The sequence below is a fragment of the Salinicoccus halitifaciens genome, from assembly GCF_021026095.1.
GTDB lineage: Bacteria > Bacillota > Bacilli > Staphylococcales > Salinicoccaceae > Lacicoccus > Lacicoccus halitifaciens.
Genome location: NZ_JAJNCU010000002.1, coordinates 245,898 through 261,379, shown reverse-complemented (window position 1 = coordinate 261,379; position 15,482 = coordinate 245,898). Strand labels below are relative to the sequence as shown.

Genomic DNA, 15,482 nt, shown 5'->3' with positions numbered 1-15,482 from the left:
ATGGTTTTGAATAATTAAAAGTACACTCTATTTAGTTCCATCATTCGATAAATTTGGAATTTGGTTCCATTGTACTATATTTACCCCAAAAATAAGAGCAAGTAATTTTGATGAGCAATCTACTGTTATAGTATCTAAAGAAAAACAAGAATCCTTATACAAGGAGAATAAAATGATTTAAGTCATCTGGTTGGCTTCTATGCGCTTAGCATGGAAGGTGGTGAAGTCATGTTCACTGCATTATTTAAGCTCGCTATCTCACCAATCATCACTGGTGTGATTGTTGCATTGTTTGCTTATTGGTTGAACAAATGCAACGAAAATTAACCAGGTGACACCAACACACCAAAAAAACCCCCCCCAGCCTACGCACATAGGTTGGGGGGGTTTTGGTGTCTCTCATGCTCACTGCATTAATTGTACAACTATTATACCATCTCATTTAGCACTTATAAAACTATCTCAATAGTATTCTTGATACGAAGTAGAGAGATTTTTCCAAGTGGGATTTTACTACCTATCACTTACGAAAACGTAACTTTCACTTCACCCAGGCCGTCAAAGGTGGCTTTGAATGTATCTCCGCTTCTGACATCCTCCGCCTTGGTCAATGCTCCGGCGAGGATGACTTCACCGGCTTTCAGTGAAATGCCGTATTGATGGAGGGCTTCGGCCAGCCAGACGACGGCTTTGAGTGGATTGCCAAGTACAGCGGACCCTTGCCCTTCGTTGATTTTCTCGCCGTTCTTAAAGACTTCCATCCTGACCGATGGGAGGGCGATGTCGGCAAGCGGCACGCGTGTGTTCCCGAGTACCGCTCCGGCGGATGAGCCGTTGTCCGCTACGGTATCTTCGAACTTGATCTTCCAGTCACGGATGCGGCTGTCGATGATTTCTGCCGCAGGCACCGCGAATTCGATGGCTTCTGCCACATTTTCTACAGTGACGTCTGCACCGTTGATGTCCTGCTTCAATATGAAGGCGATCTCGAACTCCACCCTCGGTGCGATGAAACGTCCTGCATCAACCGGTGTGTCCTCGCTGAAGATCATGTCTTCAAGGATATGACCGTAGTCCGGCCGGTCGACGCCGAGCATCTCCTGCATGGCTTTGCTCGTGAGGCCGATCTTCTTGCCTGCGACTCGTGTGCCGTCGGCAAACCTTCTTTCAACATACTGAAGCTGGGTCTCATAGGCCTCATCCACTGTAATGCCTGGATGGCTTTCCGTGATCGGCGGGATGGGCTTCAAAGTCTTTTCCGCTTCATAAATCTCTTCTCCCAACAGTTTGGTTATGACCATTTCATCGTCTCCTATTGTGCCACAAGCTGATAACGGGAATATGTCGCAACCCGCCTCTTCCAGGTGATGGCAATTTCATTATGATCGATTTCATCCAGCAGGCACCGCCTGGTGAATGAAATCTTCTGGACTCTGTTGTCTACATGGATTTGGGTATCATACTGTCTCGTCCCTGTATCGATGATGACATCGTAAACGCCGTCCTGCGGCAGCATATAATACGGTTTTAAGGACAGATGCCCTCCCGAAATCACGGCGCACGTGCGGTATTTCCTCCCCGTCAGCGCCTCGGTCTCGGATATCCGGCCGTTCAATATGGCACTCCGTATGCGGGTCGAGCTGATCTTCTCACCACGGTAAGTCACTTTTTCAACCTTTGATGCAGTGATTTCACCGCCGGAGTCTGCTGTAAGGCTGTCGATCGTACCTTCTCCCCTGAATCCGTAGGAAAAGTCATAGCCTGCCACGGCATGGATGGTGCCCATGCGCTTCAAATAAGTATCAACGTATTCTTCCTTCAAAAGGGAGGCGAATGCCTTCGTGAACTTCACGATATAGAAGCGGTCGACACCGAAAGCTTCAAGTGCGCGTGCTTTCTCCTCAAGCGGCATAAGATAATCCACCGTGATCCTGCCGTTCGACAGGACCGTCTTCGGGTGTGGAAAAAAGCTCATCACATCGAATGCGGCACCTTCCTTTTCTGCGATAAGACCCGCCGTCTGCAGGACTTTCTGATGCCCCTTATGCACACCGTCGAAAAATCCGAGCGCGATGACGTTCCTCCGCGATCTGCACTGCCACTCTTTGAGGTTCTTATCATCCAGCCATATGATTTCCATACTATCCCTCCCTTTTGATGGATTGGAATACTTTTATTTGCTCAAAACTTCCTCAGGCGCTTCCAGCCTGCGGTATTTACCGCAGTTGAAGATGAGCGGATCGCCGTCTTCAAGGGCGAGCTTCTCCACCTTGCCGACGAAAAGGACATGATCCCCTTCGACATGCTCATTGTAGACTTCACATGAGAGCTGGCATAATGCATCTTTCACCACCGGTGTTTCACCGAGCCGGTCAAATTCAAACTTATCCTCGAACTGCTTCTGTCCGGCGAAGCGCATGGACTCGTCCTGCTGCTCGCAGGAGAGCACATTCACAGAAAATCTGCCGCTCTGCCGGATGCGTTCCAGCATCTTTGCCTTGTCCCCGATTGAAATTACAATCAGTTTGGGATCGAGGGAGACGGACATGAACGCATTCGCGGTCATGCCGTACACCTCTCCTCCCACTTCCGTCGCAATGACATTGACGCCTGTTGCAAACTTGCCCATCGCATTCCTGAACTGACGATCATCCATAGTGGTTCATCCCCTTCTAAACTTTTTTAGCGCTTTTCAGCGGTTCTCCCGCCGGTATCGTCTTTCTGTCCTGCTCACTCAATCCTGCCTGCTCTCCCCAGAATGTGAATCCGACAGCCATTTCTTCGGCTTTCCATTCGACCGGCTCCCAGTCAGGTTCGAAGATCAGATAGCCGTTTGAGAACAGCTCCAGACGGACACCGCTGCCCGGGTCTATGACATATAAGTACATCGCCTGGGAAATCCCGTGCTTGCCGGGTCCGGTGAAGGTGATGCCGTTTTCTGCAAGGATGTCCGCCGCACGCAGAATGTCCTGGGCATTGTCAGACCAGTATGACAGATGATGTATTTCATGAGATGTTGGCAGTTCAGGCTGTGCCATCACTGCGATATCGTGTACAAGATTCGTGACACTGAGCCATGCCGCCCCGACTTTATCATCCGGCGTCTTCAAGTACTCGCGCATCTTGAAGCCGAGTTTTTCCTGCAGGAAATCGAGGAGCACTGCGGGATCCGTGTTCGTCCCTATATTGACATGGTCGATGCGCCGCGGCGAGATTCCTTTGCGCCAGGCTTTATATGTCTGGTTCTTCAGGACCGATTTGCGTTTTGGATCCGCTGCCGGCGGCTTTTCCATATCGAAATAAATTTCGAAATTATGCCCTGAAGGCAGCTGGAATCGGATGGCATCCCCCTGGCCCGCTTCCGTTCCGGCCTTCACTTCCTGAACTTCCACATCCGCCTTGCGGAGCAGGACCGCGAAGTTCCTGACATCTTCACGCCGTTTCGCTTTCCACGCGATATGATGCACACGTGCAACAGGTCCTTCCTGGATTGATAATGTATGATGTTCAAAATCGCCCCATGCGCGCAGGTAATGTACGCCGTCTTTTGTCGTAGTCTTCTCAAGTCCGACGACTTCTTCGAAGAACCATAATGATTTCTCAAGATCCGTCGTCTCCAGTGCCACATGTCCAAGTTTTGCAATTTCAGGTAAAAGTTCATATCTTATATTTTCCATTATTATATCCCCTTTATTATCCCATTGTCATGGGTTGTATACCGAACAAAGCTTTCCCGTAACTGTCGATGCCGTCTTCATATAATGAAGTGACATGGGTGCTGATTGCCATCAGGTCCCTTGTCATGATCTCGATCGGCTGCCCCTTCGCCAGCGCACTCGCTCCGAGCGTCGATACCGCACGGTTGGCGATTTCCAGGCAGTACTTGACGATTTGCACCCGTATGCCGTTGTATTCTGCGAGACTGTACTGGCCTTCATCGCTTTCAAGCATTTCGAGGTATTCGTTCATCAGACCTCTCGCCGCTTTCAGCTTCAAGGTCATTTCTGCAGCCACACGCTGGCTTTTCGCTGACTCACCTTCATTTGTGCCATCAAAACGCACGCGTTTTTTGGTGCGGGCGATGAATTCTTCGATCACACGTTCCGCCGCCCCAATGCTCATCGCCGGGAAGCCGACGAAAAATGCAGGGAAAAATGATACGTTGTAATAAAGGTAGTCTTCATCGATTTCAAGCTTGTACGGTTTGCGGTTGATCATCATTTCATTGAAGGAGATGACCATATCATCCGGCACGAACAGATTCTTTGCGACGACGGTATTGCTGCCGGACCCCCTGAGACCGAGCGGATTCCAGTTTTCAATCACTTCAAGGTCTGAGACGCGCATGCACAATCCGAGACGGTCCGGCCGCTCCGCACCTTCCTCCAGGTAATCCGCACCGACAGAAACCCATTCAGAATAATTGATACCGCTTACAAAATTCCATTTGCCGTTGAGTATGAAGCCGCCCTCCACTTTTTCGAGTTTGCCTACGGGTGCGAAAATATCAGCAAGCAGCCCGCCGTCTTCATATATTTCATCCATCCGGTGTTTCGGCAGAAATGCGACCCATGAATTATGCAGTCCATAGAAATACGTCAGCCAGGCGGCGGAAAGATTATGATAACCGACTGTCCTCACGATATCCGTAAAAGTCCTGAAGTCTATCTGCGGATATCCATACTCTTTCGGGATGATGAGGCGGTTCAGTCCCCCCTCAACGATCGCATCCACGACATTCTTTGATACAGTGGCATTTTCATCCGCTTCAACTGCCTCCCGCTCCGCGATGATGCCCACCTTTTTGGCACTTTCAATCAATTCGCTGTAAATTTTTTCATCTGAAATGTTCGCTTTCATATTCCCATCCCCCCTTAAAGCTTAATTTGAAAGCACTTTCGCTTCATCTGCCAAAAACTGATCGGTCAACTCCAGGAACCGCTCGGCTTTCTCGATCTGTGCCCAGTGACCGCACTGTTTCAAGATGACCAGTTCCGAGTTTGGTATATGCTTCAGAAGGCTCTGGCTGCTGTCGACCGGTACGAACTGATCTTCATATCCGTGGATCATGAGCGTCTTCTGCTTGATGCGTCTCAGCGCACTCGGCGGGATCAGCAGCTCCATCGGATTTTTCGGAAAGAGCGTCGGGTAGAGTTCCTTCATGCCGGGACGCATCAGGTTTTCATAGCGTGTCTGGACGATGCTTTCAATATCATCACCGAGGATGCTCTCATCATATACAAACCATTTCATCAGGTTCCTGAGAGACTCTATGGACGGATCATTGAAGAACCCGGTCATTCTTACGATTTCAGGTGTCGGACCCGGAGTCTTTCCTCCGCCGCTGCCCATCAGCACCAATTTATCGACTTTGGACTCGTCGTACATGATCGCATGCATGGAAATGATGCCGCCCATTGAATTTCCAACAAAATGCGCTTTTTCAATACCATGGTGCTCCATGATCGCAAATACCTGTTTGACCCTCAATGTCGTCCATTCCCAAAATGTCAGATCTGTATTTTCCGGTATTTCAGTGTTGCCGAAACCTACAAAATCCGGAGCGAACACCTCATACTTTTCCCCCATCACTTTCAGCACCTTATTCCAGTTCGAAAGGCCGTTTGCTCCGGGACCGGAACCGTGCAGGAAGAAAATCGCCTCATCCTGTCCTTCACCGCCGTGGGCATAAACCGTGTTGAATCCTTCTGTCATCAAATTTTTAACTTCGAATGTTGCCATTGCTGAATCCCCCTTTGTTTTTTGCTACAACCTCATGGTACTGTATAATAATTTTATATATAATATCGATTTTTATTGTAATTCATCAAATTCACAGTATAATTTATTGAAAATTCAAATAATCAGTACGATGTGATATCATCATATCAATAAATACAGGAGGTCATTTAATGAACCAATCTCAACTCAGGGACTTGAAAACCAACGACCTGGTCGTCACCTCATCGACATTCGGTCTGATGCGGAAGGTGCTGATTGAACACCTCGGCCAGCAGAAGGCGAAACGCTTCCTGCTCCGTTTCGGCAAGGATCTCGGCATCGAAAAGGCAAAGGAAATGCTCTCCGGTCCAGACGACCTTGAAACACTGATCGATGAAATCCAAAGCATTCACGCAGGGCTCGGCCATGTATCGGGGCTCAGACGCAAAGGCGCTCTTGAGTACAGGGATAACCGCCTTCATTTCAAAGATCTTGGCGGCGTCTGGTATGATTCATTCGAAGTGAAGATGCAGCTTGAAAGTTTCGGCCTCTCCGATGAATGTTCCTGTTATATTTTAAGCGGATTTGCGAGCGGTATGATGACGATGCTGTGCGGGGAGGAAATATTCGTCAAGGAAGTGACGTGCTGTGCACGGGGGGATGCGCAATGTGCCTTCGAAGTCCAGACAAGGGAACACTGGGAAGCGCTTCACGGTGAAATCCTGCCGATTTACGATGAACGCACATTCGTCGATGAACTCGAAGGGACGTACGACCAGCTGCTGGAGAAGACACGGCTGCTCGATAAAGTCTCTGATTTCCACAACCGCATCACTGAAAGCATCGCACAGCAAAAAGATCTGCCGCATCTCTTGAAGATCACTGCAGATCTCCTGGAGACCGGTGCCTTCATCACAGATACAGAGGGGAATATACTGTTCCGGGAAGGTGTGGATGAGCCGCTGCCTGATTTAGAAGCAGTCTTCAGCAGCCATGCATTCGATTCTCTCGGCACCGGCAAACACGAAATTGAAAACGGTTGCATGATGACATCCCCGATTCTGCTCAATGAGCGTGTTGAAGGATACTGCTGCCTGTTGTATGACGCACCTTCAGCCGTCCCTTTGAATGATCACCTGTTTCTGGAACGGCTGGCCGTTGCGGCGAGCCTGTGTTTCCTCAATGAAAAAGTGAGCTTTGAAACGACTGAGAGGCTGAAAATCAACTTCCTCGACCGCATGGTCCACAGCCGGTTTGAGAACAAGACAGAACTTGCCCTGCATGCAAGTTACCTGAACCCGAAGATCCTTCCGCCCTTCCGTATGATTTCCATCAAGCCGCTGCATGCATGCCAGCCCGACGTGCTGACAGACCATTATCATATACTCATATCCATTGCCAAATCGTTGAAGTTATACAATCTGAACGGCCTGCTCACCCAAAAGGGTGACAATATACTTATGTTCCTTTACGGCTACAAAGATGAAGCACATACTTTCAAAGTATTCGAATCCATCATGGAGAAGCTGTCGAAAGACCTCCCTCCTTTCCGTTTCAAGGCAGGCGTCAGTAAAGCATTCACTGATCTGGAGCAGCTCTCAGGAAGTGTCACTGAAGCGGAACAGGCGGCGAATTTCCCGAAAGATTCGATGCTCGTGCACTATGAAGATCTCGGCATTCTCGGCAGCCTCCTTGAAAATATAAACCCCGGAGTGATTGAAGGCATCGCCACACGGGAGCTGAAATCACTGCTTGAACCAAGTGATAAGAACAGGGAACTGCTCCACACGTTATATGTATTCCTTAAAAATAATCAGAAGCTGGAAAAGACGATGAAGGACCTCGCTTTGTCCATCGGCGGCATTCAATACCGCATCGGGAAAATTGAAAAGATGCTCGATAAGGATTTGAAGGATTCCACGACGACCGCCCATCTCCTCCTGATGATTGAAACGTTGATACTGACCGGCACTTTATCTTTCGAATGAAAAAACCGCGGGTTCCCTGATGGGAAACCCGCGGTTTTTCATTCCGCTTCAAGCACTCTTCTGATTACGTTGTTCGTGAGGTTCGGCACCACCTCAAGCGAGTAGGTCATCTCCATCCGCTCGAGGCGCTTGTGGCCATCCATGCCGTACGGCCCGATGTTGATGACGGGAATGTTCAGGTCGGCGACATCCTGGTATTCGACGTAGAGCTTCTTACCCCACGACGGTGTGTTCCGGATCATATCATCGATCTCCGACATGTCATCGCTCATCGCAACGAAGCTCATATCCGATATATGCGGGAAGAAGTTCTTAGCCACAATCGGGTGCCCATACTCCGGCTGCATCTCTTCGATCGCCGCATCCAGCGCATCAAGGAGCCTCCGTTCATCCGCATTTTCCCCCGTCAGCGCGACCCTCGGCGAATACAGTGATGAGTAGAAGACGATGATCGCAGGGCTCTTATCCGGCATGAACTGCCATGCCTCCTCGACGACGTGTGCGGCGAGCATGCGGGAATCGAGGCTCTCGTCCTGCTCGAGTTCCGCCTTGAAGTCCTTCATATGATTCACGTACTCTTCCTCGTGTACGTCTTTGAGCAGTGCATCCATCTCATCGTAAGTAAACACCCTCGGTTCCCACGGGATTTTTCGTTCCTCTCCGCCGCTCAGCTCGCCGAATTTCCTGTGGCGTGCCTGGAAAGTGTCGAGCGCATTGCGGAAGGCGGCCCCCGCCTGCTCCTTCAACAGTTCCAGAACCTTCTCGGGCGACCATGAATGGACGAAGAAGTTGTAGTAGACGTAAGCCGACAGTGCCGTCTGCACGGTATAATTCGGCTTCAGGTCAGTCTGCTTGAGCGAGACCGGCGGAATCGTCGCCTCCCCGAGCGCCATATCTGAGAGTTCGGGATTATAGCTGATCTGGCGCGTAAGTTCGGCTGCGATGAAGTTCGGATCAAGTCCGTCGAAGGCTGAGCCAACGTGCGTTTCCTCGCCTGTGATGAAGAAGGATGGGAGGAGTTTTCCGACCGTGCCTTTGTAGATGTAGCGGTTCTCGTCACCTTCATAACCAGGTGCGACGAAATCCGCATTGATGGCGGCGGCATATTCAAAACCTTCTTCCTCCTGCCAGCGCTTCAGCGTCTTCAAAGCCGACAATATGCCGTGTGAGCTGTCCTCCTCATCACATTCCGCGATAAAGACGAGGTTTCCGGCAAGCTCTTCCGGATGCTCCGCATAATACGTGAGCAGGTGCAGGTTGCTTGCCACCCCGCTCTTCATATCGAGGACGCCGCGGCCGAACAGCCAGTCACCGGAATCAAGCTGGGATTTCACGGACTCTGACAGCTCTGTATCCTTCAGGTGTTCCATCCAGTCTCCCGGCTTGAATGCGAGTTCCTGGTGTGCACCGAAATCTTCCACACCGACCGTATCCATATGCCCCATCAGCACGACCGTGCGGCTGCTTTCTGTCTTTGTGCCTTTGACATACGCCATGACGTTGTACCGCTTCCGCTCATCATTGACTGTCGGCGCCATAACGAGCTGCGACGGGTTCGCCTCAAAGTACGGGTGTGATGCAAGCATGCCATGGATGGAAGCGGCGATCACCCGCTCCCCTTCCGTATTGACCTCGCTCCGTATGCCGACAAGCCGCTTCGTTATCGCGAGAATATCCCCGCGGCAATCGAGTGTTTTCATTCGTTCTTTCATCATTGTGCCTCCCTGTATGTATAAAGATGCCTGTACCCTTTTAAACGATTATATCAATATGTATATCCTGCTGCACCTGATTTCAGGAAGCGCCATCATTTCATAGTTCATGGATATGAGTTGTGTGGTAAAATGAAAAAGGTCACCATGGGCCGGCACATACATATTGATTTTGAGTTTCAAACCGGTCCGTGAATTTAACTTTACAGGGGTGAATTTGTTACATGTTCAATGCAGATGAAAGAATTTTATTGGCGGTCATCGTCTTCGCCTACTTCATTTTCCTGTTTGTATCGGCCATATACCTGAACCGGAAAACGAAGACATATGAAGACTACAACGTCGCCGGCAGATCGGTCTCGTTCTGGCCGATCATACTGACATTCATCGGGACGGGCGTCGGCGGATCGACGCTGCTCGGTTATATGGAGAATGGCTACAGCCTCGGGATGGGCCAGCAGTGGATACATATCACGATGTTCTTATGCATACTCATCTTTGCCGCGTTCCTGCTCAAGCGGATCAGGCAGCTCGGTGAGGAGCATAAGATGGTGACGATCGGTGACTACACCGCCCTCCGCTACGGCGAAGCGGCGCGCATACCGACGGTCATCAGCATTTTATTCTCATACTGTGCGATGACCGGCATGCAGTTTGTGGCGATCGCAACGATCCTGAACCTCACGCTCGGAATCGACTTCATCCTCGGCGTCTTCATCGGCTGGGTACTGCTTACGCTCAAGACCTACTTCGGCGGATTGAAGATGGTCATCTGGCAGGACGTCATCCACGGGACGATTTTGACGATCGGTGTGGTCGTGCTGTTCGTGACGGTGCTCGCATTCGCAGGCGGCTGGGGGGATATCGCAGCGAATGCCAATGCCGCAGGTGAAGGGGATATGCTCAGTGTGATGAACATCACGCCGGGTGAAATCCTCATATACCTGCTGACTTTGGCTGTATTCCAGTTCGTCCGCCAGGATCTCTGGCAGCGTGTATGGGCGGCTGATGATTTGAAGACGGCGGGCAACGGCTACCTGATCTCCATGATCATCGCCGTCGCAATTGGAGCGATTGCAATCGGCATCGGTGTACTCAGCCGTTACGGCCTCGGAATCGAGAACATCGATCCGGTGCTCATCTACTACGGTGTCATCGGAGATGTATTCCCGTTCGCTTTGGTCGTTGTGATGATTGTCGTATTACTCGCAGCGGTCATATCGAGTGCGGACTCCTTCCTTCTGGCGGGATCCTCCTCAGTGGTCAATGATCTGATCAGACCGCTCGTCACGGATCAGAATGATAAGAAGATGCTCATCTGGAGCAGGATATCCGTCCTGATCGTCTCCGTCGTGGCGCTTGTCCTGGCGCTGTCGATCCCCGGACTCGTCAACCTGATGGTGACCGGGACGGCCATGACCGTATCCGGCCTGCTCGCACCGATCATGCTCGGCCTCTTCTGGAAGCGGGTCACGAAATCCGCTGGCCTTGCAGCCATGTGGGGCGGCCTCATCACAGCCGTCATCTGGCAGATCCTGGGGCATCCTTTCGGACTGCACCCGATATTTGTCGGGCTGCCGCTGTCACTTGTCACACTGCTCATTGTCACGGCCGTGACGAAACAGAGGGAACCGGTCACGACACACAGCTGAATATCATCGTAATATGGACAGACCCAAAGCGGTCTGTCTTTTTTATTAGGTTCCCCCAGCCCTTCTCGACACTTTTTGTACATATATGCCTGAATTTGTCAGTTTCCCAGTATGTATATACGGGCATATAGAGGCAGGAGTCTGTATAATATATCCTGCACATTAAACACAGACCCATAAAATAACTAATTATAAAAAGGTGAATCATTTTGACAGTTTTGTTCATAGCAATAATTCTTTTATTCATCGCTTCCAGCTACTTCTCCGGCAGTGAGACGGCACTCACCGCCACCAACGAGATGAAGCTGCAGATGAAAGCCCGAAGCGGCGATAAAAAATCCGAGCGTCTTTTGAAGCTCGTCAACAACCCGACAATCTTCATCCCGGGTATCCTCATCGCAAACAACCTGCCGAATATCGTCCTGCCGTCGCTCGTCACCATCGTTGCGATTGAATACGGCTGGAACATCGGCATCACGACCGCGATCCTCACCGTTCTCATCATCATTTTCGCAGAAGTCCTGCCAAAATCAGTGGCAGCCGCTTTCCCCGAAAGGATTTCCCATATCGTCTACTATCCGACGATGGCCATCCTCTTCGTCCTCAGACCATTCATTTTCCTGCTTAACCTGATCACCAAGACGACAATCAAGCTCCTTGGAAAAGATGACGGCCGGGAACTGACGATTTCAAGGTCGGATATGCGCGCGATGGTCGACATCGGCCACACCGAAGGCACTTTTGAAAATGATGAAGTATACAGCCTGAAAGGCGTGCTCGATTTCCCGGACCTGAATGTTGCGGATATCCTGCAGACACCCCGGACGGAAGTCGATGCACTCAGCGCGCATATATCCTATGAGGATGCGAAGAAAGTCATGCTTCACTCAAGGTACAGCCGCTACCCTGTCTATGACGGTGACCTGGACAACATGATCGGCGTCTTCCACACGAAATTCTTCGTCGCATGGTCCGATCAGACGGAGAAAGCCATCACGGACTTCTCCGACCTCGACCCGCTTACAATTTACGAATTCCAGCCGGTCGACGTAGTCTTCAAACGGATGCTCCAGGAGAATAAACACCTCGCAATCGTACTCGACGAGTACGGCGGCACGGAAGGGATCCTCACCCACGAGGAACTGATCGAAACCATGATCGGCCGGGAAATCAGGGATGAAACCGACGTGGACGGCGTCATGGTCAAGAAACACACCGACGATGAAATCATCTGCGACAGCAAGATCCCCCTCCACCAGCTGAACAACATGCTCGATGGGGATATCCCGGATGAGGATGACAACCTCGCCGGCTTCATACTCGGCGAGCTCGGCTACCTCCCCGAGACCGGTGAGACACTGGAAACTGAAGGTCTCGTCTTTGAGATACTCGAGGTCGGTGATAGAAGGATCCATACGGTCAAAATAACGAGGCAGCTTGTGGAAACGGGCTCTCATTCAAAATAATATTCATATCAGAAATAAAAAGACTGACGGCCTCTTGCCCCCGCCAGTCTTTTTCTATTTTGATTCTATAACAGCATCAATGATATTTGTGGAATTAATGTAATAATAATTAACCCAAGCAGCAATACAATAAAGAAAGGCATGACTGCTTTCGCTAAGATTGGTACACTTAACCCCGAAATACTTGAACCTACAAATAAGTTCACCCCCATCGGTGGTGTGATAAATCCAATTGAAAGTGCTACAATCATCACAATTCCGAAATGAATTGGATTGATCCCTATTTCAATAACCATTGGTAATAAGATTGGTGTGAATATAATGACTGCTGCTGAAGTATCGATAAATAATCCGATAATGAGTAGAAGTATGATAATCAGTATCATTAACATGATTGTATTTTCCGTTATGGATAAGAATCCTTCAGCGACAACTTGAGGGATTTGCTCCATAGAAAGTACAGTGCCAAAAGCATTGGCCGTACCTATAATGAGTAATATTACTACCGAACTCAATGCCGCTTCTCTGATAGCCACATGAAAATCTCTGAGTTTTATCTCTTTGTGAAGGAAAAGACTAACCACAGTTGCATAGACTACTGCTACGACTGCTGCTTCAGTTGGTGTAAAGATTCCACCATATATACCGCCAAGTATGATTACCGGAATCAATAATGACCATTTTGCCCGATTTATTGCATACAGTAATTTTTTGAAACTGAAAGATTCTCCTGTCCCAGTATATCCTTGTTTTTTAGAATAGAAATAAGCGTAAAGTATTAGCAGAAGACCGACCAGAACACCTGGAATGATGCCTGCTATAAAGAGGTCACCTATGGATTGACTGCCTGCAACACCATAAAGGACTAAAGGTATGCTAGGTGGAATGATGATTCCTAATGCACCTGCAGATACAATCACAGCCGTTGCAAATCTCCTGTCATAGCCTTCTGCCACCATTGCCGGAATTAACATACCTCCAATTGCAGCCACTGTCGCTGGCCCAGATCCTGAAATAGCTGCAAAGAACATACTTGTCAGAATTGCTGCCATTGCAAATCCGCCAGTATACCTGCCAACAAACACACTCGCTACGTCAAACAATCTTGATGATATACCACCTCTGCCCATTATTTCTCCAGCAAGTATAAAAAAAGGGACGGCCATCAGTACAAAGCTGTCTGTCGAAGTGATTAGGCTTTGTGAAAGGAACGTCAGAGTTAAATCAGGAGAATACAAAGCTGTTACTATCAAGGCGAGTCCTAATGAGATGGCGATGGGCACCGAGAGGAACATAAATAAAAAGAAGCTTGCAAAAAGTACGATAGCTGTCATGAGGTTTCTCCCTCCAATCCTTCATCATTTCTGCCATTTTTCAAATCCATGAAATTACTGTAAATATTCTGTACCAGCCTGACTGTTGTCAGAATCATCCCTACTACAAGAGCGAGATAGACATATTCCATCGGTATCTCTAGCGCAGCAGACTCCCTTGTTATCCTTCCAACGATATTAATGCCGTAATAAGTAATGACAAGTGCGAATATGAGGAATAGTATATTGCTAATAATATTTATGATAATTTGGCCTTTTCTTTCAAAAAGCATCGTGATAACATCCACACTAAGATGCTTCTGTCTTTTTACCCCATAACTTACACCTATATAAATCATCCAGATGAAAGCATACCTGGCGATTTCTTCCGACCATGGCAGGGAACTGCTGAATATATATCTCAAAACAACTTGAGAAAAAATAACAACAACAGTGAAGACACTTAAAATCACTAAAATATATTCTTCCAAATGTTCATCAAGCCACTTCAGAATTCTCATCATCGATCCACTCCCTGTTGGTTCATTCACTATCGAGTTCTTCCAGGATTTTATCCAGGAGCTCATCTCCGTAAATATCTCTATAATCTTGATGCACACTTTCAATCTGCTCCCTAAATGGTTCTGTATCCATCTCCACAATTTCCATCCCTTCTTTAATCAGTTCCTCTTCAATCTGTTCTTCACTTTCAACGATTAAATTCCTATGGTATTGGGCAGCTTCCTGTGCACTCGTTTCAACAATGTCCTGTTGTTCAGAGGACAAAGAGTTCCAGAAATCATCACTGATGGCTACCGGAAGAGGCATATACTGGTGCGATGTCTTATTGAGATATTCTTGGACCTCCTGGAAACGGCTCGTATACGTATTTGCCATTGGATTTTCCTGCGCATCGACTGTACCTTGTTGCAATGCCATATACAACTCGCCGAATGCCATAGGTGTCGGATTCGCACCTAAAGCCTGAAATGTTGCAAGTGAGATCGGAAATTCCGGGGTCCTTATGCTAAGTCCATTAAAATCTTCTGGTTCCTCTATCTTCTTGTTGGCGGTGACATGGCGCATGCCGTTTTCAAAATAGGCTATTATTCGTAAGTTATCTTCCAGCAATGGTTCGGCTACTTCCTGTCCCACTTCCCCATCGAGCACTTTCCATGCTTCTTCATAAGAGTCGAATAAATACGGTAATTCAAAAATACTGATATTCGGATTATATTGACTAAATGCACTTGCAGCAACCATTTGAAGATCATTCAAGGTCACGCTTTCAATCATTTCCGCTTCTGAACCTAATTGTTCATTTGGATAGATTCTCACATTCATATCAGATTGGTCCTCAACCAGTTCTTTAAAATGAATCACCGCAAGATGTCTTTCGTTGGTCTCAGGCTGTCCATGTGCAAAACGAATCGTCACTTCTTCTTCTGAGTCAACTATATCTCCTTCAAATATGAAGATGTATATTACGGTCAACGATAATATGGCAATAATGCTTAACATGAATATTCTGATGAACTTCATACCTTCACCCCTTTTTAAGTTCCACAAAGAAAGTGCAAATTGAATTTTTATGTAAGCGCATACATATCATTTAAAAAGCAAGAAGGTC

Annotated in this window: 14 protein-coding genes; 4 read left to right on the top strand and 10 right to left on the bottom strand. The window is 48.5% G+C overall.

Annotation, left to right across the window (positions count from 1 at the left end; genetic code table 11):
* Window positions 1-210 precede the first annotated feature (210 nt).
* On the top strand, window positions 211-327 hold the full coding sequence (locus LPW40_RS13590; protein ID WP_330166176.1) for a type I toxin-antitoxin system Fst family toxin: 117 nt from the start codon (window positions 211-213) through the stop codon (window positions 325-327).
* A gap of 197 nt (window positions 328-524) precedes the next feature.
* Here LPW40_RS13590 and LPW40_RS05925 read toward each other — a convergent pair whose 3' ends face one another.
* The 6 genes from LPW40_RS05925 to LPW40_RS05900 are packed head-to-tail and all read right to left on the bottom strand — an operon-like array spanning window position 525 to window position 5,742.
* Window positions 525-1,301 carry a 2-keto-4-pentenoate hydratase gene (locus LPW40_RS05925; RefSeq protein WP_230821308.1) on the bottom strand — a complete coding sequence of 259 codons (777 nt, stop codon included), beginning with the start codon at window positions 1,299-1,301 and terminating at the stop codon, window positions 525-527.
* An 11-nt stretch (window positions 1,302-1,312) separates the two neighbouring features.
* Window positions 1,313-2,140 carry an FAD synthetase family protein gene (locus tag LPW40_RS05920; RefSeq protein WP_230821307.1) on the bottom strand — a complete coding sequence of 276 codons (828 nt, stop codon included), beginning with the start codon at window positions 2,138-2,140 and terminating at the stop codon, window positions 1,313-1,315.
* Between the two features lie 33 nt (window positions 2,141-2,173).
* The gene (locus LPW40_RS05915; protein ID WP_230821306.1) at window positions 2,174-2,656 is read right to left on the bottom strand and encodes a flavin reductase family protein; all 483 of its coding nucleotides are present in this window, start codon (window positions 2,654-2,656) and stop codon (window positions 2,174-2,176) included.
* A 16-nt stretch (window positions 2,657-2,672) separates the two neighbouring features.
* Window positions 2,673-3,677, bottom strand: coding sequence for a VOC family protein (locus LPW40_RS05910; RefSeq protein ID WP_230821305.1), 1,005 nt, complete (start codon window positions 3,675-3,677; stop codon window positions 2,673-2,675).
* A gap of 16 nt (window positions 3,678-3,693) precedes the next feature.
* A complete protein-coding gene (locus tag LPW40_RS05905) occupies window positions 3,694-4,860 on the bottom strand; it encodes an acyl-CoA dehydrogenase family protein (protein ID WP_230821304.1) in 1,167 nt (388 codons plus the stop codon).
* Between the two features lie 21 nt (window positions 4,861-4,881).
* Entirely contained in the window at window positions 4,882-5,742 is an 861-nt protein-coding gene (locus tag LPW40_RS05900; RefSeq protein WP_230821303.1) for an alpha/beta fold hydrolase, read from the bottom strand.
* A 170-nt stretch (window positions 5,743-5,912) separates the two neighbouring features.
* Here LPW40_RS05900 and LPW40_RS05895 point away from each other — a divergent pair, with 170 nt between their 5' ends.
* Window positions 5,913-7,709: a V4R domain-containing protein gene (locus tag LPW40_RS05895; protein WP_230821302.1), complete on the top strand. Its 1,797-nt coding sequence runs from the start codon at window positions 5,913-5,915 to the stop codon at window positions 7,707-7,709.
* Between the two features lie 38 nt (window positions 7,710-7,747).
* Here the strand turns inward: LPW40_RS05895 and LPW40_RS05890 are convergent, their stop codons facing one another.
* Entirely contained in the window at window positions 7,748-9,421 is a 1,674-nt protein-coding gene (locus tag LPW40_RS05890; protein ID WP_230821301.1) for a M20/M25/M40 family metallo-hydrolase, read from the bottom strand.
* 224 nt (window positions 9,422-9,645) lie between these two features.
* Here LPW40_RS05890 and LPW40_RS05885 point away from each other — a divergent pair, with 224 nt between their 5' ends.
* Together LPW40_RS05885 and LPW40_RS05880 are read left to right on the top strand one after the other, a co-directional pair.
* A complete protein-coding gene (locus LPW40_RS05885; RefSeq protein ID WP_230821300.1) occupies window positions 9,646-11,073 on the top strand; it encodes a sodium:solute symporter family protein in 1,428 nt (475 codons plus the stop codon).
* A 209-nt stretch (window positions 11,074-11,282) separates the two neighbouring features.
* Window positions 11,283-12,539, top strand: coding sequence for a hemolysin family protein (locus LPW40_RS05880; protein WP_330166175.1), 1,257 nt, complete (start codon window positions 11,283-11,285; stop codon window positions 12,537-12,539).
* A 65-nt stretch (window positions 12,540-12,604) separates the two neighbouring features.
* Here the strand turns inward: LPW40_RS05880 and LPW40_RS05875 are convergent, their stop codons facing one another.
* Genes LPW40_RS05875 through LPW40_RS05865 form a run of 3 tightly spaced genes read right to left on the bottom strand, consistent with a single transcriptional unit; the run spans window position 12,605 to window position 15,394 of the window.
* Entirely contained in the window at window positions 12,605-13,873 is a 1,269-nt protein-coding gene (locus LPW40_RS05875) for a TRAP transporter large permease (protein ID WP_230821299.1), read from the bottom strand.
* Window positions 13,870-14,403 carry a TRAP transporter small permease gene (locus tag LPW40_RS05870; RefSeq protein ID WP_230821298.1) on the bottom strand — a complete coding sequence of 178 codons (534 nt, stop codon included), beginning with the start codon at window positions 14,401-14,403 and terminating at the stop codon, window positions 13,870-13,872. Before LPW40_RS05870 ends, LPW40_RS05875 begins: the two co-directional genes overlap by 4 nt.
* A complete protein-coding gene (locus LPW40_RS05865) occupies window positions 14,396-15,394 on the bottom strand; it encodes a TRAP transporter substrate-binding protein (RefSeq protein ID WP_230821297.1) in 999 nt (332 codons plus the stop codon). Before LPW40_RS05865 ends, LPW40_RS05870 begins: the two co-directional genes overlap by 8 nt.
* Between the last annotated feature and the right edge of the window lie 88 nt (window positions 15,395-15,482).

Bases quoted from the DNA above. Each gene is read 5' to 3' on its own strand.
- LPW40_RS13590 (WP_330166176.1), top strand. From the start codon at position 211: ATGGAAGGTGGTGAAGTCATGTTCACTGCATTATTTAAGCTCGCTATC.
- LPW40_RS05925 (WP_230821308.1), bottom strand. From the start codon at position 1,301: ATGGTCATAACCAAACTGTTGGGAGAAGAGATTTATGAAGCGGAAAAG.
- LPW40_RS05920 (WP_230821307.1), bottom strand. From the start codon at position 2,140: ATGGAAATCATATGGCTGGATGATAAGAACCTCAAAGAGTGGCAGTGC.
- LPW40_RS05915 (WP_230821306.1), bottom strand. From the start codon at position 2,656: ATGGATGATCGTCAGTTCAGGAATGCGATGGGCAAGTTTGCAACAGGC.
- LPW40_RS05910 (WP_230821305.1), bottom strand. From the start codon at position 3,677: ATGGAAAATATAAGATATGAACTTTTACCTGAAATTGCAAAACTTGGA.
- LPW40_RS05905 (WP_230821304.1), bottom strand. From the start codon at position 4,860: ATGAAAGCGAACATTTCAGATGAAAAAATTTACAGCGAATTGATTGAA.
- LPW40_RS05900 (WP_230821303.1), bottom strand. From the start codon at position 5,742: ATGGCAACATTCGAAGTTAAAAATTTGATGACAGAAGGATTCAACACG.
- LPW40_RS05895 (WP_230821302.1), top strand. From the start codon at position 5,913: ATGAACCAATCTCAACTCAGGGACTTGAAAACCAACGACCTGGTCGTC.
- LPW40_RS05890 (WP_230821301.1), bottom strand. From the start codon at position 9,421: ATGAAAGAACGAATGAAAACACTCGATTGCCGCGGGGATATTCTCGCG.
- LPW40_RS05885 (WP_230821300.1), top strand. From the start codon at position 9,646: ATGTTCAATGCAGATGAAAGAATTTTATTGGCGGTCATCGTCTTCGCC.
- LPW40_RS05875 (WP_230821299.1), bottom strand. From the start codon at position 13,873: ATGACAGCTATCGTACTTTTTGCAAGCTTCTTTTTATTTATGTTCCTC.
- LPW40_RS05865 (WP_230821297.1), bottom strand. From the start codon at position 15,394: ATGAAGTTCATCAGAATATTCATGTTAAGCATTATTGCCATATTATCG.